The sequence below is a fragment of the Pseudoalteromonas sp. CuT4-3 genome, from assembly GCF_035666335.1.
Classification (GTDB): Bacteria; Pseudomonadota; Gammaproteobacteria; order Enterobacterales; family Alteromonadaceae; genus Pseudoalteromonas; species Pseudoalteromonas atlantica.
The window spans coordinates 2,290,320-2,308,656 of record NZ_CP142030.1 but is presented as its reverse complement, the minus strand read 5'-3'; the positions used below and the strand labels follow the sequence as shown (position 1 = coordinate 2,308,656).

Here is an 18,337-nt window from a genome sequence, read left to right as displayed (position 1 = left end):
CATGGATAATATAGTCATTTTTAGGGTTGTTGGTGCGGTATTAATTCTTTTTGGCTTATTGCTGCAATTTCATCATCAGCTTGTACCTTGGCAAGCTACTATAGCGGCAACACTGTCATCGTTACTCGTAGGGCTTTTAATTGCAAGGCTTATTGGCATTATGTTAGATGGCTCGGTAGCAAAACAGTGGCTAAATGTGGGTATTGAATTAGTAATACTCGCGCCTTTAATTTGGTGGTATTTAAAAGTACGCAACTAGTATCAAGATTGTTAATTTTAGAAACTAAAAGTAATTTTAGTTTCTGTGTTTCTTAAAGGAGCGGTAAAGTGAAACTAATCTGTCGTTTACTTTTACCTATGAACTAAATAATGATGAACCTCGATTACCTAAACTTATTTGTCAGAGTAGCTGCAACTAATAATATATCAAAAGCTGGAGCTGAACTTGGCTTGTCATCGGCTGTAGCAAGTGCTCACCTTAATAAATTAGAAGAGAGTATTGGAGTTCGGCTAATACACAGAACTACACGAAAAGTATCGCTTACTGATGAAGGAAAAGAGTTTCTGCCCCACGCGAAGGATGTGCTTGTTACTGCTGATATCGCGCTAACGTCTGTAAAGAGCGAAAGGGCAAAAATAGCAGGCAAATTGAGAATAACAGCCCCTGTTTCTTTTGGTCATATTCATCTCATTCCTGCGCTAAATAAGTTTATGGATCTTTACCCTGATTTAACCGTAGAGCTTCGCCTTAGCGATACAATAGTAGATATGGTTGAAGGTGGGTTTGACATTGCTATTCGTAACGCAGAGCTTAAAGACTCTACATTAGTCGCAAGGAAGCTCGCAACTGACAACAGAATTATATGTGCATCACCAGATTACCTTAACAAGCATGGTATACCTACCAATCCCGAAGCGCTTTTACAACATAACTGTATTAATTTAATAGGCAATGAGCATTGGCATTTTAAAACGCCTAGTGGGTCAAAGACGGTTAAAACCAAAGGGAGCTTTGCCTCAGATAATGGAGAGGCGGTGCGCAATGCGGGTGTTAATGGCATGGGGGTAATCATGTGCTCTACTTGGATTGCCTATGAGCAATTAAAAGCAGGTCAATTAGTACAAATTCTAAGGGATTACCCGTTAGAATCTCATGCTTCTATATGGGCGGTTTACCCGTCTTCAAAATTAGTGGCCCCAAAGGTGCGGGCATTTATCGACTTTTTTTCAGCCAGCTATGGCAGCCCGCCTTATTGGGATAAAGTATTGGAGAGTCAAAACGGTCAGTGAGCGCTGACCGTTTTGAGTGCATCATTATTTTAAAGACACTGTTGATATAGTAAACGGTGCGTCAGCTTGCGTGTTGGCCATGTTTGGTGCATCAAACACTGCATCAAAATTTGTAATATACACGGTGTTGCCTCTAACAATCGCTTCTCCAGGTCCGTCTAACTCATTATTTGTACCGTCGCTGTCTTTATTTTTTGTCAGTAAAGTTGTTTTACCATTTACATCAATACTATAAGCAGCATTGTCAAATAGGTCAGTAATATATAAAGCCTGAGAGTCCTCACTCCACTGAATACCGTCACTTGCAATCAAGCCTTCACTAAATAGCGTGGTTGATTGTTTAGTGCCATTGTTACTAATGGTGGTTTTATACACCGTCCCTTCTTCCATAATACCGGTATATAAGTTACCAAGCCCATCAACAGCTAAACCATTGGCACCAAAACCTAGGCTTCCATCTGAGTAAAAGACTTCAAATAAATGTGCGTCAAAATTATCTTTTCCTTTATACGCCGCGATCTGTAATGGATTTTTTGGGTCTAACTCCTCTAAACTTACTTTGTACACACCGCTGGTGGTTGAGCTGCCTTTTTCAGTTGCAAGCACTGTATCTGAGATGAATAAGTCGTTACCGTGCCACGCTATGGCATTAGGAAAAGAAAACCCTTTAGCAACAACATCAACTGTGGTGGCTTTGCCGTTTTGTACATTAACGCGTAATAAACGCGATTCGCCACCAAACCATAATTGCATATCGGCTACGTAAATGTTGCCATCTGGCCCCATAGCAATACCCATAGGCGTAACTACTCCGCTGGTTGGTTCAAGATCGCGGGGCTTAAATGTATACCATACTGATACGCGATCGTTTTCATCAATTAGGCCAATCGTTGGCGCTTGGGCATTTTGTATGACCCCTTTTTCGATAAGTGTTTGATTATGTAAATTTGGTGAAGTAAATAAAATATTGTTATTAGCATCAAGTGCAAAGCTGGCAGGAGAATTAAACTGCGCAGGTAAATTTTGTAGTGAATAAGTTTGTTGTGCTGGTGGTGTTTGCGTACAAGCAAAAAGTACACCTGAAATTAGCAGTAAACTTACTATTTTTGTGTATTTAGTTAAACTTTTCATAGTATCCCTTTAAATGGCAATGGATGTGTAAAACATGGCCGGTAATCATAATCGATATAAAAACCGGCATTTGGAACTACTAGTTATTTAGCAAAACCACCCAATGGTTTTAGTAATAGTGGCGAAAGTGCAGCATGCATATCTCGTAACTCTTTAGGTAAGTCACCTAAATGGACCATACGTGTAGGGGTTGCTGCTTTAATCCACTGCTCGGCATGGTCGTTCCAATTTTCAATATGAGTGAAGGATGACTCTAAATCACGAAAGCGCTCATAAACCAATACGTCACCTTCATCAGATAGGTAGTATTGATAGTTTAAAGTGCCAGGCTCTGTTTTAGCTCTTTCTACTTGCGAATTCATTACCGCCTTGAATGCTTCAAGTTGGCCTTCGTTTAGTTTAGCTTCAACAATCCAACCAAAATTTTCGAAGGTTGTGCCATTGTCAGTGTTAATCATGCTTGTTTCATCTACTTCTCGAGCAAAGCCACCTAATGGTTTTAGCCATGTTGGTGATAGCGCAGCGTGACGCTCTCGTACATCATCAGGTAAATCGCCAAGATGAAGCATACGAGTTGGCTCAGCAGCGGCTATCCAGCGCTCAGCATGTGCATCCCAGTTTTCAATGTGTTCGTGTGAAGCGTGTGCATCAGCAAATCGCTCGTAAACTAAAACATCGCCATCATCAGACAAATAGTATTGGTAATTAAGCGTACCTTCTTCAGTCAATGCGCGGTTAACTTGCGAATTCATCACCGCTTTAAAGTTTTCTAATTCGCCTTTTTTAATTTTTGCTTCAACGATCCAACCAAAATTCTTAAACATAATATTCTCCACAGTATAGAAAGATACATTTCTTCCGAATTAATCTACATTGTCTTGAGTTGACGAAAGAGAAGATAACAAAGTTAATTGGTATTGATAATGAAGGTAATTAAGAATCACTTCGTAGTTTTTGTTGATAATTTATTTTAATAATAATTGTGATTATTGCAGCGAGACTGCGAATAACTAAATAAGAAGGTTATGTGAGTATTATGGTAAAGCTAAAATGTTTATATTTAACCGTGTACAGGTTTCGTTGAATAGGCCAAAGCGCCGCACTTTATTACTTTAAAAACAGATGCATTAGCACTTAAACACAATAAAACTGCGATGAGCCAACTACGTGATGAGATTAATTTAGATGATGGATTTATGCGTAAATGAACACCAATAAAAAAGCACTGTTTGCTCAAACAATGGAGCAGCATAAAGGCATTATTTATAAAATTGTTAACTCGTACTGTCAAAACCAGCACGACAGGCAAGACCTAGCGCAAGAAATACTCACCACCATGTGGCTTGCTTATGATAATTACGACAAAGACTATAAATTTTCTACGTGGATGTACCGAATAGCACTGAATGTGGCGATTTCATATTACCGCAAAGACAGTAAACGAGAAGATAAAGCCAATGAAAGTGAGCAGTGCATTGTGCACATAGCCGACCTATCAGCGCACAATGATAAAAGCGAAGAGGTTAAGCAGCTTTATGAATTTATAGCAAAGCTCGATAAGTTAAATAAAGCCATAGTATTGCTGTATTTAGAAGGCGAACCCCATCAAAGCATAGCGACGAGTTTAGGCATAAGTAAAACCAACGTCGCTACGCGAATTGGCCGCATTAAAGAAACACTAAAAAATCAATTTGAAAAACAGGGGGCTTAAAATGAATTTAGATAACATTAAAAACACATGGCAGCAGCAAAATAGTGTTAACGAATCGGCAATTACAATAAACCAATCACTGCTGAGCGAAACAAAAGTGAATAAACAAATGAAAGAGCTTAATGCTATGAAGTGGGCACGTATTATTGAAAGCGCAGCCTTCTTTTTTATTATTTTTTTATTAGGGCAGTATATTGCAAATAACTTTAGTGTTTCAGCGCCTTCAATATCTGCGTTGATACTGAGTGTATTTTCCATTGCTGGCCTTGCAGGTAATATTGGCCAAATAGTGCATATTGCTAACATTGATTATGCAAAGCCAATTAGCCAACTTCAAAAAGACGTTTACCGCCTTTGCTCACATAAATTACAACTAACTAAGTTGTTATTTATGTCTGCACCTTTTTATATGGCTTATGTTTTTATTGGCTTTGATGTGCTATTTGAAATTGACTTGTATGCACACCTAGATCAACACATGGTTTGGTTTTACAGCGTGTCATCGCTTCTACTTTTAATAATTACAAGCTACGTATTAGCTAAACTAAACTACACAAATATTAAAGCGCCTTGGGTTAAACGCACCATTGCATTTATTGTCGGTGAGCGTTTAGTAAATATGGCGCAATTTATAAATAATATAGACTCGACAGACAGCTAATTAATTAGCTGTCTAACTTTCAAAATACCCAAAATAGAGTTATTCGAGGTTATTCTGTTTTTTCTTTAAACTCACACAAGTCTTCAATAATACAGCTGCCGCATTTAGGCTTGCGTGCAACGCAGGTATAGCGCCCGTGTAGTATTAACCAGTGGTGTACGTCTACTTTAAATTCTTTAGGGACGACCTTTTCAAGCTTTTGCTCAACGGCGACTACATCTTTGCCCATCGCAAATTTGGTGCGGTTTGAAACACGAAAAATATGCGTGTCTACGGCAATGGTTGGCCAGACAATGTATAATTAAACTAGATTGTGATACAGTCCTTTCATAATAGATAACTAACGATTTGAAAAGCCCTATGTCAGAAAAACCTTTGTTGTTCAGCTATGTGAGATTTTCTACTCAAGAGCAAGCCAAGGGACATTCCCTTAAAAGGCAATTAGATTATGCAAATAAAGTAGCTAAGGAAAGAGGATTATTATTGGATGAGTCTCTTACAATGAGAGATCTAGGCCTTAGTGCATATCATGGAAATAATATTAAAAAAGGTGCATTTGGAGTATTTTTAAAAGCGATAGAGGACGGTAATATCCCTTCAGGCTCAGTTTTGCTTATTGAAAGTCTAGATAGAATGTCAAGAAGGAAGGTCTCAGAATGCGCAAGTATTGTAACTCAGATAATCAATGCTGGTATTACAGTAATAACCGCAATAGACAACAAAGAATATAACAGCCAACTTATTGATGAAAACCCGTTTGAGTTACTTGCCATGTTGATGATCTTCATGCGAGCAAATGAAGAGAGTGAAACCAAATCTCAACGTGTACGAGATGTATTGAAACAGCAGTGTGATGATTGGAGTGCGGGCAAGCGTGGATTCAGAGTAAATTGTGGTAAGCCGCCTAGTTGGACTGTGTGGAATGATGATAAAAAAATATTTGAATTTGAGCCACATCATAAAAAAATTATGCTCCGCAAAATAGAGCTTTTTAAAAAAGGATATGGCGGCATAAAAATAGCAATGTTAATTAATAGTGAGTTTGGTGCAGGCACTATTCATCATACTGGTGCCAATGTATATAAAGAGGTTAAGCGTCGTTCACTTATTGGTGAGCTCAATGTAAAAGTAGGGAATGCAGAGTATGGCCTTAAAGGTTATTATCCTCCGCTGATGAGTGAATCTGAATTTAACTTTTTAGTCGCTGATTCATCTAAGCGTGGCGCTACTAAACAATCACAGAAGTTTGTTGGTATTTTATCTGGGGTAGGTGTATTTAAATGCGGCAATTGCGGAAAGTCTGTAGGTTCACATGTTGTTTATCGAAACAAATGTTTGAATGAAGTAAAAAGCAGCCATAAACGATATGGCTGTGTTGAAGCACGGCGAAAAAATAACTGTGAAATGAATTCAACCGTCCAAATTGATGTGATAGAAAAAGCAGTTGTCACTTTTTGCCAAGATAAGGTTAACCTACAGCGTATTTTGTTAAAAGGTGGAGATAGGGAGGCCATTAACAGCCAAGAGGCTAATCTTAGGGCGCGTTTAGTTAAAATTAATGGTGATATAGATTTATTTACTGAGGCTCTTCTGACTTTAAATGGAACTCCGCCACAGGCCATTGCTAACAAAATATCCAAACTTGAGTCTGAGGCACGTGATGTTGAGTCGCAGATTAGTATTAGTAAAAATAAGTTAGCTAGAATTGATAACTCATTTCGTGATGAAGTAACTGATCGGTGGTTATCAATTACTAAAAACCTTATAAAACTTTCCAACGACGAACGTCTAGCTATTCGTCAACTAGTTAAAGACACTTTTAAAAGCATCAGTTTACAATTAAATACATTTAGCGGCGATAAAGGTGGCCTCAATAATGTATTTGAGCGTCTGTTAGGTACCTCAAATGCTGATTACTTTGAGCTTTTACTTGAATTTCATAATGATAAGAGGCGTTTGTTACGTCTGCATAAACATACTGGTGAGCTAGTTAGTGGTTATGACTTTTGACGTAATTACGAAGAGGTCAGTTGCAAGTTTAACCTTGCAACAGGCCATACTTAATATTACTTAGCTAAAGGGCTTAGCTATTGAGGTTCTTTAAAATAATTAGGGTCAATACTTGTAAACTTAGAACAAAAGGTTTCAATAGTGTGGGCCAACATGGCTTCAAAGACCATTGACTCAACAACCATTCCTGACTGAATAATCTTACCTTGATTGGTAATTATCGCTAGCGCAAATCCTTTTTGCATTTGAAGTCCATCATTATTAGAAAAAATAATTTGCATAGAAACCTTTAATTTATTAAAAAAAGAATTGGTTAGCTTGAAGTTTTAATTAATCAAACTAATAGTACTATGATAACTAATTTCAATAAATTTCAAAAGTTTAGTGATTTTTTTGATGAACTTCTGAATACCTCCGCCAAATGGAGATTTACGTTTCATCTTGATTAAAATTCAGAAAAATATACAAAATTTTATTTAATTTTTTTTAGATAAATGGAGGATAAAGTAATTTTATTTGTGTTTTTTTTAAGCGATCGTTAGGGTTGGTTCATTAATTGTTCAATATTTTTATTATCAATAGGTAGGCTTAAGTTATTTTTCACACTGAATTATTTATGCACTTAAAGTGTAGGTTTACTTTCTGGACTTTTTAATAAGCTTGACTAAAACTATTGTTAGTATGGTCGCAGGTAATAGCCAAATATAATCAGTCATATTGTTCTACCTCAAAGTTAGGAACTTTTTTAACCTTAATGATTTTTATTCTTTTTGCAAATTTAGCCTACATAAACGTGATTTTCTATTTTTACCCATCGCATGGCCCTAGTTAATTTCAGGACAATTAACGAGGACAAATCATGAAAAATATTAAATCTCAATTTATTCGCCAATACGTTCGAGCCAGTAGATCTCCGTGGGATGACTGCTCTACAATTTTATTGTTAGCAGATGTAGTTAATGAACAAACATTAGAGTTAAATTTCAATAATTACATCTATTTACATAGAGATAGCGTTGGAAAAATACTTGGCATTAGTATTTCAAATAGTATGTTGGAAAAAAATCCAAGTTTTGAGAATAGGTATTTAGAAGGGCACGACATGACGCTTTTTTTACTTATCTACATAGAGCAAATAACACAGTTTTGTGAGCTGTTCTCTGAAGAGTTCCAGCAAATATTTATGCAAACGCCAACTGCATTTTTTGCAGCAACAGAAAGTGATTGGGTCGATATTATCGACAATGCATAACCCCCTAAGCGAACATTTGTTCGCTTTTTTAAAAATTTTTTTCGTAAACCGTTTTAAATACCCATGTCTGATTTTATTTACTAATACGTTATCGATTTTGATAACAAAACACACAAGGATAGTGAAAAAATGAAACATACATACGTATCAACATTGGATTTTTTAAATTTATTACACTCATTTAGCCGAGTAATCACCGCTAATGACCACCAGATAAACTTATTAGAATTACGCAGTGATAATGCGAATTTAGATGAGCTGTGGGAGGTTATTGGCCCTGAAATTACAGCAAATAGAGCGCTCAACCAGTATGCTATGCGAAAACTCACCTACGAGATTATGCATGCTCTAATTAGCGACCCAATAGAGCGTGTGGAGCTGCCGTGCGACTTTGAAGATGATGTTTTTGCTTAGTGTGAAATTGGAAATAATTAGCAGTTGAACTAGGTCATAATGGTTATTTTCAAATTAAAAAGTAACAGCCTGATCATGTCTCCCAAAATATGCCGTGAATCATTATTTGCTGATTCGTTGCCCTAACTGCAATAGCGTTTAATAGGGCATTTTACTCAGTTACTGAGTATCAAACCTGGGAGGAGGTCCTGCGCAAATACAGGATTTCGTTACGGTGGCTCAAAAGCGCAGTCATTGTAATCATGTTTGGCAGGGCGCATAGGTCAAATGCAAAAGGGAGGTAGATACGTCTACCTCCCTTTTGCGTATTTCAGTAAGGCAGTTAGTTCACTCAGTAGCCTCATTACAAATCATAGTGGCGTGGTAAAAAATTAAAAAAATAATTAATTTATATTTTAACCGCCAGAAATGAATTAATAAATCTATAAAAGTGCCAAATGAGTCTTTATTTTATCTTTTTCTATTTTAATACTTTTAGAGGGTCATAAGCTTGTGAATGAAATGAAATATTTAAGTGTTTGGTGGGCAATTTATATGTTTATTGTGGCACTTTATACGAAATGAGTAGGCAATTTATACGGTTTAGGGGGACACCTTTACCGTGAATAAATAAAAATTTTATTTACCAAAAAACTTACCGAAATTTCTTTTATTGGTTGGGTCGCGGTTAGCATAACACCATCAATTAGAAATGAGGTAGAGAGATGAGCAGTAAAAATTCTCCAAAAATTGTTTTCGCTAATAAATTACTACATGCGGGTTATTCGCTCGATATTAATGAGCAGCGATTAATAAATCTAGCGCTGTCTAAAGTAAATTCAAAAAAGCCTAACCCAGGAAAAATTGTGATTTATCCAACGGAATATGCCAAGTGTTTCGGTCTGAGTAAGCACAGCGTTTATGAGCAGCTGAGTTCTGCCGCAGAGTCACTAAGAGATAAATCTGTCACTATTTTAGACGATAGTGGGACGTCGCTTTCAATCCCCTGGGTGAGCAATGCTAGATATGAAAAGGTGAAAAATCAGGGCTCGTTTATCACATTGGAGTTCTCAAAAGACATCGAGCCCTATATTTTTAATATTGAGGGTGATTTCACAGAGTTATTTTTTCATAACACAGTAAAATTAAACAGTCTGGCATCATTTCGATTATACGCACTCCTTAATCGGGTGCGAAATTACCACAATTACAAACGACGGGGCGCGGTAGTTGTGAATTTTCAATTACCAGAGATGAAACAAAAATTATTTTTATCCGAATCATATGGAGCATGGCGGGATTTTAAGGCTCGCGTACTCATACCCGCTATTGAAAAAATCAATGCTCATACAGATATATGCGTAACGTTTAGGCCAAAAAAAATGGGCAATTGTATTACTGCGATTGAGTTTGCGTACTTCACCCAATGCCCTAGTAAAAGTGAACATATAGCACGGCCGAATCTATTTCGCCGCCCTAAAGTCAAAAAAGGGTCAGCTAAAGAAGGTGTCTGGGCTCGTGAAAACCTCAAGCTATTAAGAACCTATGAGTTGTTAAAACAGAATCAAAACCCTGATTTTAGGTTGGCAAAAGTCGATATAAGGCGCTGTATAACGTATGCAAAAATCCTTAGTGACGATGAAACTAAGGTTTTTTACTCTAAACAATTGAGCAAAAAAACCATAACGCCTTAATGTTTATACTACTGCATTACGAGTAAAACATTTCATTAATTTCTTCACACAATTTAGTTCGGTATATTATTGAGGCACGCAGCAGCTCAGCATCACTTTCACTGAGAAGTGGTGCTCGTGTTTTTTTGTCGTAACGTTCAGGTAGCTCCGTAAGTAGCTGCTCATGTAATCGTTTTATATCATCAAAAATTTTGACCGACTGAGAGAATAAAAAAATCTTACTGTAATCCTTATTTTTTAACGAGGCCAAATATTTTAGTAAAATAGCCTGCCGTGCCGTTTTATTTTTAAATGAGTGCTCAATTTCAACTGCTGCAATAGAGCCATCTAAGAGTCGCACAGCACCATCCACGGTTCGTGTATCAGATAGGTTATTAATACGTTTAAATTCAGGCTCGGTAATAAACCCATTCCACATTGGTGCGTACGTTTCATCACTGTGGTAATTATGTATACCGCGCAGCATGACAAATGCGTTAATTAGATTATGCATTATATTATTTTGATTGAACTGCAAAGAAGGATTTTTGTTGCTCCTAAAATGCACGTCAATGCCCATTAACTCCTCGGCAAATTTGGCTGCAGTATAGGTAGGCACGTAGACACGACCATCTGGACTGCGGTGTGTTTTTACCACACGCAATAGCCCATCTTTTTCTTGCCGGTTTAAATGCTCTAATGCCAACCGATGATTGATGCCATATAACCAACGAACAATGCCTGGGGTAATAATGGAAAATCGAATCGCGATTAATACGGTCAACCTAGTTCGGTTAACCCCTTTTTGATGATTGTTTGCGCCTGGATAATACCGCATATCAATATCAAAATAGCGAGGGTAGTGAGTGAGAAGTAAGTTGTTCGTTTCTAAATCTTTTGATGGTTGCTGAGTCAATTCACAAAAGCCTTTTGGTGAGTTAATTGTTAAAATTAACTAGCACCGCAACACAAAAATTATCATCATTTTATAAATGTATTTCCGTTTTTCATTCCGAGATGCTCTGACAGCATGCACGGAATCATTGTCGCGATAATTATCGCAACAAAAACCGCTGTCAGCGGATGGTTTCTCAACTTCGTTGTTCAACCATAGGGTCTAAAACGCCCGCCAGCTCTGGTGTTGCTCCGCAACGAGCTGACTCGACGCGCTATCGCGCTAGCGTTGTAGACCCCGCGCGAATGTACGAGCTACGCTCCGTACTGACCGCCATACTGCCGCTTCAGACAATGCGATGGGTGCCCCATTATCCGCATTTTTCTTCGCTTTTATTTTCTACGAAAATAGATGGTTCGATATCAATTTGTGCCAAATTTTAATCGAATTTCGCTGATGCGAAACACTATCGCGGTCAGTACAGACCAGCTGTACATTCGCGCTTTCTCCATGTGTCTACGGCTTCGCCTACACCACATTACGCGCTTGTTGGCCTCATTCTGAGGCGCTATTTTGCAGTTTTTCGTGCCGAAAAATGCGTTTTAAAAAACCTGTCTTGCAGACAAAAACCGCCTTCAAATTAAACTAATTAATAAAGTTTTTTAGAAAATAATAAGGGGTTTTTACTTAATAAAATTAGGTGAAGTAAGGGAAGGGCTAATTACTTAATCCAAACTGTTTGTTGCTGAGCTGCGCAGTCAAACGAGTTTTTTTATCACGAAATCATTAAATTGTGAAGTTGTAATTAATGATTAATAAGGTTTAAAAAATGAAAAACGACGCTATTGATATCGCAATTAACCCCTCAACAGGATTACCTATCACAAATGCCAGTACTAATATCGTAGATGTTGGTGGCAATGTGGTGGGCCAGCCAGACAGGGTAATGACTGTTTATGAGATTGAAGATTCGATAGCCGATTCAAACAATGATGACTGTTTTGATGCATTTGACTCGTTTGATGATGGTTTTTAATGCACAAAATATTGAAAACTATTAATCAATATCGAATAGAAGTCGTCTATTCGACTATTGCATTCATTGGCTCAGCTATACTATTTTTTCAATATCAATCAACTCAAAATTTTGCGTGGTTTATTTCGCTCACTTTATTCTGTAGCAAAATGGCTATTGGCATAATTAACTATGAGCAATATTGCCAAAGCAATAAGCGTAGTATGAAGATAGCGCTCAAATATTTGTTATTTAAATTTGTATAAAACCTGTTTATTTGTCCTAAACACAAAGCGCTCCGAGTTAATCAGGCGCTTTTTTAGTTTTATAAGTATTTAAGTTTTTGACCAGTCTGCCTTTAAGCTAGTTAAAATATTTTGATTCGACAAACATCAACGTATAAATTATGAAATATTAGATATCAAGTGTGGGCTTGTGGGTACCATCATTTCAGATGATTTTGAGCCACAGCTTGAGAATAACTACAATTTGAAGTAAAACAGGGCACAAAAATTGATATTTTTGATTAGAGCTTCAATTTTAATTTAGAGTAAAAGTATTTTCAGTTAGTGCCAGAGTAGGTCGGATAAGCTAAGCGCCATCAGACACAGTAAAATACTTTACCAATTATTATGTTGTCGAGTGGCTGGAGAGTGCCAAAAGCGGACACTTCTAGTCAATGGTGAGCAACGAATTTATAGCTTGCACAAATATCAGATGTACCTAAAAGTATTTGTAAGTTTAATTAAAGCAATATAGCTGACGAATCCCCACGAATGGCGTAGATAAAACAAATAGTTAGAGGCGAAGGGAACATTCATGGCAGTTCCCGATCTGATCTTTCGCCAAAAACACCTAACCATGAATGCTGCCATGAATGTAAAAACAATGCTCGCCGATTTCCTCTCATTTGTCACCCCCAAATGTATGCACAAAGCCCGATTTTTAGCTGTGGGGGCGGCAGTACAAAGCTTGATGCAGAATGGCCAATGCACGGTAACGGCTATCGGCCGTAATTTTGACAGTGAAACGTCATAAAAACACGGCATCAAACGAGCTGACCGTTTGCTAAGAAATGAAGCGCTTCAAGCAGAGGCGCCGCTTATTTATGGCGAAATGACCCGCTTGCTACGTCAGGGCAAACAGCCGCTGATTTTAGTGGACTGGAGCAATGCCGACACCGAAAAGCGCCATTTTATCCTGCGTGCCAGCCTGGCGCTGGAAGGTCGCCCACTGACGTTACATCAAGTTGTTGTGCCGATGGACGAGTATACGTGCCCACACGTACACAGGGCGTTTTTATACCGGTTAAAGCAGGTACTGCCGGCAGACTTTAAGCCGGTGATTATTACCGATGCGGGTTTTAAAGTGCCGTGGTTTAAGCAAATACGTAAGCTCGGCTGGCATTACATTGCCAGAGTTCGTGGCAACCAGACACTGCAACTACCCGGCCAGGATGCCTATATCACGGTTGCCAAAGCCTACAAAAAAGCACGCCCTACGCCCCAAGTCTTGGGTGAGGTTAAGCTGACCAAAGCCCAGCAATATCGCACTCAAGCCGTGCTGGTGGGCACCGGTTGGAAGCTGCGAAAATCCGACAAACACAAGCAATATAAAGAGCCGTGGTTGTTGGTCTCATCCTTGCCCAATTGCTTCGATTACGCGACGAAGATTGCCAAATGCTACGGCAAACGCATGCAAATAGAAGAGAGCTTCCGCGACCAGAAAAGCCAGACCTATGGCTTAGGTAGCGAAGCCCACCGTACTTATAAACGCGAACGATTGGAAGTGCTGTTGCTATTGGCGGCACTGGCAAATTGGTTGCATTACATGATAGGGCTGGCGGCAGAGCTGGCCGGGAAGCACTTGCAGTTTCAGGCTAACAGCATCAAACATCGGCGAGTACTCTCATTTAACTACCTGGGAATGCGATTATCAAAGGCCGCCCAGCTGGGCTTAACTGAAGAAGAGATACAAGCGGCAAGACGGCAAGTCACGCTCTGGGCCGCAGAGTTTGACTGGGGTGTCATCAAACTGGAAAAGAGCTGATACTATGGTCAAATTCGAGGGGATCCCTCAGCAAATATTCATAAATGTTTATACAGCATCAATTGACTTAGTCAAAAATTTGCATTAGTATTGGAGATGTATATTTGTAAGAGAATTTTATGTCTAAAGCATTTTCAAAAGTCTTAGTAATGACGCTTATGCTGGTTGCCTTTGTAGGGCAAGCATTTGCGTATTCTGCTATGCCTTGCGAAATGTCATCAGGTTCTCACGAATCACACATGAACATGAACATGAACATGGATCATGGTGATATGAATAAAAGCAGTAATGGTCAATCAGAAGATTGTTGTGACGTTGAATGTATTTGTCCTGCAAATGCTTGCTCATCTACGACAGTCCTAAATTCCAGTATTGATTCGACAGATATTCAAATATTCAGTGAATCTGTAGCTGCTCTGCAATCTAAACAACCTCATTCAATTTCCACTTCCCTTTATCGTCCACCAATTTTTGCCTAATACAGGATTAGTGTGTCCAAATTTCTCGCACATGTAATTAATTTTTCTGTTAGTCAATATAGCGTCGTAGCGCTATAGATATTTTCCAGCGATGTCTGGGGGCAAAAATGATCAATAAGTATTTAAAAATAGCAGTAGTAATGCTGCTTTCACCTGCGTTTGCAAACGCCAACGAACATAACCATGCACACAATAACGACGTAACACCTTTGGAGTTAATCGTTTATAAAACCCCTACTTGTGGGTGTTGTAAAAAATGGATAACTCATATTGAAGACAAAGGGATCGTTGCGCATTCCAAAGATTTCCGAAACATCGGCAACATCAAAACTAAGTATGGTATCAAACCTAATTACCGTTCATGCCACACGGCAGTGAGTAGAAATGGATTTGCCTTTGAAGGTCATATACCTGCTAAATTTATTCAGCAGTTCTTATCAGAAGAACATCCCAATGCGATTGGGCTTTCAGTTCCAGCAATGCCAGTTGGCTCTCCCGGTATGGAAGTCGATGACCGCTTTATGCCATACAACGTGTTAATTCTATTTAAAGATGGAACGAGCAAAGTCTATGCAAAAGTTAAGACATACGAGGAGCAATTCTAATGAAATTGAACTCTTCAAACCTTACTTCACTTTCAACTGCATTAATACTCGGCTTATCTGTATTCTCAGCTCAAGCTGAGAAAGTAGTGTCGCTTGAACAAGCTATCACCTTAGCTCAGCAAAATGATCCTTGGCTTCATGGTAGCCGATTGAAACAAAGTGCAGTTGAAAATAGAAGTATTGCTTCAGGTACTTTGCCTGATCCGAAAGTATCGCTAGGGATAATGAATTTACCAACAGATACTTGGGATTTAGATCAGGAAGGAATGACTCAGCTAAAGGTTGGCGTCTCTCAAATGTTTCCGAGAGGCGACAGTCTAGAGATCAAGAAAGACCAGTTACAAATTGAGTCCACGAAATTTCCACTGTTACGAGAGGATCGTAAAGCTAAGTTGAAAAGCCAAGTGTCACAACTTTGGTTAGATGCTTACTTAGCCCAACAAACTATTAAATTGATTGAAGATGATTGGTCTCTCTTTGAGCAGATGGCGGAAGTGGCTAAAGCTAGCTATTCAAACGTTGTTGGTAAAACTAGACAGCAAGATGTTATTCGTGCTCAGTTGGAAATCGTGCAGTTAGATGACAGATTAACTTCGCAAAAGCAGAAACTAGAAACGACAATCGCTCGTCTCAATGAGTGGCTTCATATTTACGATGCGGATCGTTTGAATGAATCATTCAACTTTGACGCGCAACCATTAGAGTTTAGCGTCTCAAAAGAATTGCCTTCGATTCAATTGAATAATCCAACAGTCCTAAAAGCATCTAATTACTCAAGAAATCTATTGGCTCAGGAGCTTTCGAATCACCCAGCCATACTTGCGATTGATATAAAACGCAAAGCTTCAGAAAAAGGAATTGAGTTAGCCAAACAGCAATATGAGCCGCAATGGGGCGTTAATGCTAGTTATGCCTATCGCGACAATATGCCCTCTGGTGATAGCCGAGCTGATTTATTTTCTGTTGGGGTAACGTTTGATTTACCCTTGTTTACCGAGAACAGACAAGATAAGCAAGTTGCAGCTTCTATTGCAGATTCAGAGACTATTAAAACCGAGAAACTATTACTGACAAAGCAAATGATCAGTGTTTTAGAAAAAGAACTAAGACAGCTTAAACGCTTATCAGATAGACAATCTATCTATCAAGAACAACTCCTTAAACAAACTCATGACCAAGCAGAAGCGTCATTGACAGCCTACACAAATGATGATGGCGATTTTGCCGAAGTTGTTCGAGCAAGAATTGCCGAATTAAATACCAGAATATCAGCTTTAAGAATTGATGTTGACGCACTTAAAACAGTTGCTCGTATCAACTATTTCTTTGCACATTCTCAATCTAACTCAAATGCTGAACATAAGTCGATGCAAACTTCACACAAAACTAATCAGCACTTATCCAGTCAGCAATTTGGAGAAAAATAATGTCAACGAATACAAAAACAATTATTGCCATCATCATTGGGGCAGCACTTGGTGCTGGAGCATTGAGTTTATATCAAGGTACTGGCTCAAACAGTAATAGTAATGAAGCAACATCAGGAGAAAAAAAGCCTCTGTATTGGGTTGCACCGATGGATTCTAATTACCGCCGGGACAAGCCCGGTAAGTCGCCTATGGGGATGGATCTAATTCCAGTGTATGAGGAAGGATCATCTGGTGATGACTTTGGCCCCGGAGCAGTAAAAATTGCGCCTCATGTAGTGAATAACCTTGGGGTTCGCACTGCACCTGTTGAACTGAAAAATATGCATACTGAAATCTCAACGGTAGGTTATGTTCAATATGATGAAGATAAGCTAATTCATATCCATCCACGGGTTGATGGCTGGATTGATAAACTTTACATCAAAGCAGCAGGTAACCCTGTAGAGAAAGGGCAGCCTCTTTATACACTATATTCTCCTCAGTTAGTTAATGCTCAGGAAGAGCTGTTAATAGCGTTAAAGCGCAACAATAGTTCTTTAATTTCAGCAGCCAAAGATCGCCTAAAAGCGTTACAGCTTTCAGCAGACTTTGTTCAAAAGCTAGAAAAGACACGAAAGGTTCAGCAAACAATTACCTTTTATTCACCACAAGCAGGTGTTGTCGATGGTTTGAAGGTTAGAGAAGGTTTTTATGTAAAGCCGGGAAACACCTTATTAAGCATTGGCCAGCTAGATCAAGTTTGGGTTGAAGCAGAAGTGTTTGAACGTGACGCAGCCTTAATTAAAAAAGGACTTCCTGTATCAATGACACTGGATTATTTACCCGGTGAGGACTGGGCTGGTGTCGTTGATTATGTTTATCCAACATTGAACAGTAAAACACGCACACTCCGAGTGAGATTGAAATTTGATAACACAGACTATCAATTAAAACCAAATATGTTTGCACAAGTCTCTATTCACGCTAATCAAGCTGATAGCACCATCCTCGTGCCTAAAGAAGCCGTTATTAGAACAGGTAAACAGGACAGAGTAGTACTTGCGTTAGGTGATGGGCAATTTAAATCTATTGAAGTGACTATTGGCCGGGTTGATATCGACAGCATCGAAATATTAGACGGCTTAAATGAAGATGACGTTGTGGTGACATCTGCCCAATTCTTGATTGATTCTGAATCAAGTAAAAGCTCTGACTTTAAACGAATGACTCATGATGAAGTGCCTAACTCTGTTTGGATGCAAGGGGATGTTAATAGTGTTATGGCAGGGCACCGCATGGTTAATATTTCACATGGCCCTGCTGAAGCTTGGGATTGGCCTGAAATGGTTATGGATTTTACTGTGGCTGAAAAAGTCGATATTGACTCATTAAAGTCAGGTCAATCTTTGCACTTTGAAGTGAGCAAAACCGAAGACGGTGGATATGAAATTACTGGAATTCATATCATGAGTGAGCCTGAAGTATCATCAGCAACAGTATCTGGTTTGATTAATGCGATTGATATTGATACACGGATTCTAAATATTAGCAGAGGCCCAATAGAGAAATGGGATAGACCTGCTGCGACGATGGATTTTATCGTCGCGGACAATATAGAAATGGTTGATTTCAATGTCGGTGATAATGTCACTTTCACTTTTGAGGTTAGAGATGACTTAGTTATCACTGACATTTCTCTTGAATCAGATGAACAACACGGCAAGGAAAATAAAGCTGCTGTTGATCATTCTAATCATTAAGTGG

General features: G+C 38.6%; 17 protein-coding genes and 2 pseudogenes. 14 read left to right on the top strand and 5 right to left on the bottom strand.

Translation table 11 applies throughout. The annotated features are described in order from the left end of the window. Window position 1 precedes the first annotated feature (1 nt). Both VOI46_RS10585 and VOI46_RS10580 read left to right on the top strand, forming a co-directional pair. On the top strand, window positions 2-259 hold the full coding sequence (locus VOI46_RS10585; RefSeq protein ID WP_004589235.1) for a hypothetical protein: 258 nt from the start codon (window positions 2-4) through the stop codon (window positions 257-259). A gap of 110 nt (window positions 260-369) precedes the next feature. Beyond that, window positions 370-1,290 carry a LysR family transcriptional regulator gene (locus VOI46_RS10580; RefSeq protein ID WP_282338417.1) on the top strand — a complete coding sequence of 307 codons (921 nt, stop codon included), beginning with the start codon at window positions 370-372 and terminating at the stop codon, window positions 1,288-1,290. A gap of 24 nt (window positions 1,291-1,314) precedes the next feature. On the opposite strand, the gene VOI46_RS10575 is transcribed toward VOI46_RS10580, so the two are convergent. Then, window positions 1,315-2,421, bottom strand: coding sequence for an SMP-30/gluconolactonase/LRE family protein (locus tag VOI46_RS10575; RefSeq protein ID WP_004589237.1), 1,107 nt, complete (start codon window positions 2,419-2,421; stop codon window positions 1,315-1,317). An 83-nt stretch (window positions 2,422-2,504) separates the two neighbouring features. Further along, entirely contained in the window at window positions 2,505-3,245 is a 741-nt protein-coding gene (locus VOI46_RS10570) for an antibiotic biosynthesis monooxygenase (protein WP_004589238.1), read from the bottom strand. Window positions 3,246-3,625: 380 nt separating this feature from the next. Between VOI46_RS10570 and VOI46_RS10565 the strand changes: the two genes are divergently transcribed. Further along, complete coding sequence (locus VOI46_RS10565; RefSeq protein WP_004589239.1) at window positions 3,626-4,132, top strand: sigma-70 family RNA polymerase sigma factor; 507 nt, start codon at window positions 3,626-3,628, stop codon at window positions 4,130-4,132. A gap of 1 nt (window position 4,133) precedes the next feature. Then, the gene (locus VOI46_RS10560; RefSeq protein ID WP_004589240.1) at window positions 4,134-4,793 is read left to right on the top strand and encodes a hypothetical protein; all 660 of its coding nucleotides are present in this window, start codon (window positions 4,134-4,136) and stop codon (window positions 4,791-4,793) included. A gap of 49 nt (window positions 4,794-4,842) precedes the next feature. Here the strand turns inward: VOI46_RS10560 and VOI46_RS10555 are convergent. Next, window positions 4,843-5,082, bottom strand: a pseudogene (locus VOI46_RS10555) (endonuclease III); the annotation flags it as partial. Between the two features lie 71 nt (window positions 5,083-5,153). On the opposite strand from VOI46_RS10555, the gene VOI46_RS10550 reads away from it, so the two are divergent. Continuing rightward, a complete protein-coding gene (locus tag VOI46_RS10550) occupies window positions 5,154-6,803 on the top strand; it encodes a recombinase family protein (RefSeq protein ID WP_004589241.1) in 1,650 nt (549 codons plus the stop codon). A gap of 77 nt (window positions 6,804-6,880) precedes the next feature. On the opposite strand, the gene VOI46_RS10545 is transcribed toward VOI46_RS10550, so the two are convergent. Then, complete coding sequence (locus VOI46_RS10545) at window positions 6,881-7,084, bottom strand: hypothetical protein (protein ID WP_004589242.1); 204 nt, start codon at window positions 7,082-7,084, stop codon at window positions 6,881-6,883. A 578-nt stretch (window positions 7,085-7,662) separates the two neighbouring features. Here VOI46_RS10545 and VOI46_RS10540 point away from each other — a divergent pair. The 3 genes from VOI46_RS10540 (at window position 7,663) to VOI46_RS10530 (ending at window position 10,142) form a co-directional block, all read left to right on the top strand. Continuing rightward, on the top strand, window positions 7,663-8,055 hold the full coding sequence (locus tag VOI46_RS10540) for a hypothetical protein (protein WP_004589243.1): 393 nt from the start codon (window positions 7,663-7,665) through the stop codon (window positions 8,053-8,055). Window positions 8,056-8,184: 129 nt separating this feature from the next. Continuing rightward, the gene (locus VOI46_RS10535) at window positions 8,185-8,469 is read left to right on the top strand and encodes a hypothetical protein (protein WP_004589244.1); all 285 of its coding nucleotides are present in this window, start codon (window positions 8,185-8,187) and stop codon (window positions 8,467-8,469) included. A gap of 704 nt (window positions 8,470-9,173) precedes the next feature. Further along, a complete protein-coding gene (locus VOI46_RS10530; RefSeq protein WP_282338425.1) occupies window positions 9,174-10,142 on the top strand; it encodes a replication initiation protein in 969 nt (322 codons plus the stop codon). Between the two features lie 16 nt (window positions 10,143-10,158). On the opposite strand, the gene VOI46_RS10525 is transcribed toward VOI46_RS10530, so the two are convergent. Continuing rightward, window positions 10,159-11,037, bottom strand: a complete 879-nt coding sequence (locus tag VOI46_RS10525) for a hypothetical protein (RefSeq protein WP_004589246.1) — start codon at window positions 11,035-11,037, stop codon at window positions 10,159-10,161. 808 nt (window positions 11,038-11,845) lie between these two features. On the opposite strand from VOI46_RS10525, the gene VOI46_RS10520 reads away from it, so the two are divergent. The 6 genes and pseudogenes from VOI46_RS10520 (at window position 11,846) to VOI46_RS10495 (ending at window position 18,333) form a co-directional block, all read left to right on the top strand. Beyond that, window positions 11,846-12,052, top strand: a complete 207-nt coding sequence (locus tag VOI46_RS10520; RefSeq protein WP_004589247.1) for a hypothetical protein — start codon at window positions 11,846-11,848, stop codon at window positions 12,050-12,052. 852 nt (window positions 12,053-12,904) lie between these two features. Next, window positions 12,905-14,080: pseudogene (locus VOI46_RS10515) on the top strand (IS4 family transposase). Window positions 14,081-14,199: 119 nt separating this feature from the next. Continuing rightward, window positions 14,200-14,559 (top strand): hypothetical protein, encoded by a 360-nt coding sequence (locus tag VOI46_RS10510; RefSeq protein WP_004589251.1) that lies wholly within the window; start codon window positions 14,200-14,202, stop codon window positions 14,557-14,559. A 107-nt stretch (window positions 14,560-14,666) separates the two neighbouring features. Next, window positions 14,667-15,164 carry a DUF411 domain-containing protein gene (locus VOI46_RS10505; protein WP_004589252.1) on the top strand — a complete coding sequence of 166 codons (498 nt, stop codon included), beginning with the start codon at window positions 14,667-14,669 and terminating at the stop codon, window positions 15,162-15,164. Continuing rightward, on the top strand, window positions 15,164-16,591 hold the full coding sequence (locus tag VOI46_RS10500) for a TolC family protein (RefSeq protein ID WP_004589253.1): 1,428 nt from the start codon (window positions 15,164-15,166) through the stop codon (window positions 16,589-16,591). Before VOI46_RS10505 ends, VOI46_RS10500 begins: the two co-directional genes overlap by 1 nt. Further along, complete coding sequence (locus tag VOI46_RS10495; RefSeq protein ID WP_004589254.1) at window positions 16,591-18,333, top strand: efflux RND transporter periplasmic adaptor subunit; 1,743 nt, start codon at window positions 16,591-16,593, stop codon at window positions 18,331-18,333. The genes VOI46_RS10500 and VOI46_RS10495 overlap by 1 nt, the downstream gene beginning before the upstream one ends. The last annotated feature ends 4 nt before the right edge of the window (window positions 18,334-18,337 follow it).

Coding starts and splice junctions, on each gene's coding strand:
- VOI46_RS10540 (WP_004589243.1), top strand. CDS start 7,663: ATGAAAAATATTAAATCTCAATTTATTCGCCAATACGTTCGAGCCAGT.
- VOI46_RS10510 (WP_004589251.1), top strand. CDS start 14,200: ATGTCTAAAGCATTTTCAAAAGTCTTAGTAATGACGCTTATGCTGGTT.
- VOI46_RS10520 (WP_004589247.1), top strand. CDS start 11,846: ATGAAAAACGACGCTATTGATATCGCAATTAACCCCTCAACAGGATTA.
- VOI46_RS10505 (WP_004589252.1), top strand. CDS start 14,667: ATGATCAATAAGTATTTAAAAATAGCAGTAGTAATGCTGCTTTCACCT.
- VOI46_RS10565 (WP_004589239.1), top strand. CDS start 3,626: ATGAACACCAATAAAAAAGCACTGTTTGCTCAAACAATGGAGCAGCAT.
- VOI46_RS10585 (WP_004589235.1), top strand. CDS start 2: ATGGATAATATAGTCATTTTTAGGGTTGTTGGTGCGGTATTAATTCTT.
- VOI46_RS10580 (WP_282338417.1), top strand. CDS start 370: ATGATGAACCTCGATTACCTAAACTTATTTGTCAGAGTAGCTGCAACT.
- VOI46_RS10535 (WP_004589244.1), top strand. CDS start 8,185: ATGAAACATACATACGTATCAACATTGGATTTTTTAAATTTATTACAC.
- VOI46_RS10575 (WP_004589237.1), bottom strand. CDS start 2,421: ATGAAAAGTTTAACTAAATACACAAAAATAGTAAGTTTACTGCTAATT.
- VOI46_RS10495 (WP_004589254.1), top strand. CDS start 16,591: ATGTCAACGAATACAAAAACAATTATTGCCATCATCATTGGGGCAGCA.
- VOI46_RS10570 (WP_004589238.1), bottom strand. CDS start 3,245: ATGTTTAAGAATTTTGGTTGGATCGTTGAAGCAAAAATTAAAAAAGGC.
- VOI46_RS10550 (WP_004589241.1), top strand. CDS start 5,154: ATGTCAGAAAAACCTTTGTTGTTCAGCTATGTGAGATTTTCTACTCAA.
- VOI46_RS10500 (WP_004589253.1), top strand. CDS start 15,164: ATGAAATTGAACTCTTCAAACCTTACTTCACTTTCAACTGCATTAATA.
- VOI46_RS10545 (WP_004589242.1), bottom strand. CDS start 7,084: ATGCAAATTATTTTTTCTAATAATGATGGACTTCAAATGCAAAAAGGA.
- VOI46_RS10530 (WP_282338425.1), top strand. CDS start 9,174: ATGAGCAGTAAAAATTCTCCAAAAATTGTTTTCGCTAATAAATTACTA.
- VOI46_RS10560 (WP_004589240.1), top strand. CDS start 4,134: ATGAATTTAGATAACATTAAAAACACATGGCAGCAGCAAAATAGTGTT.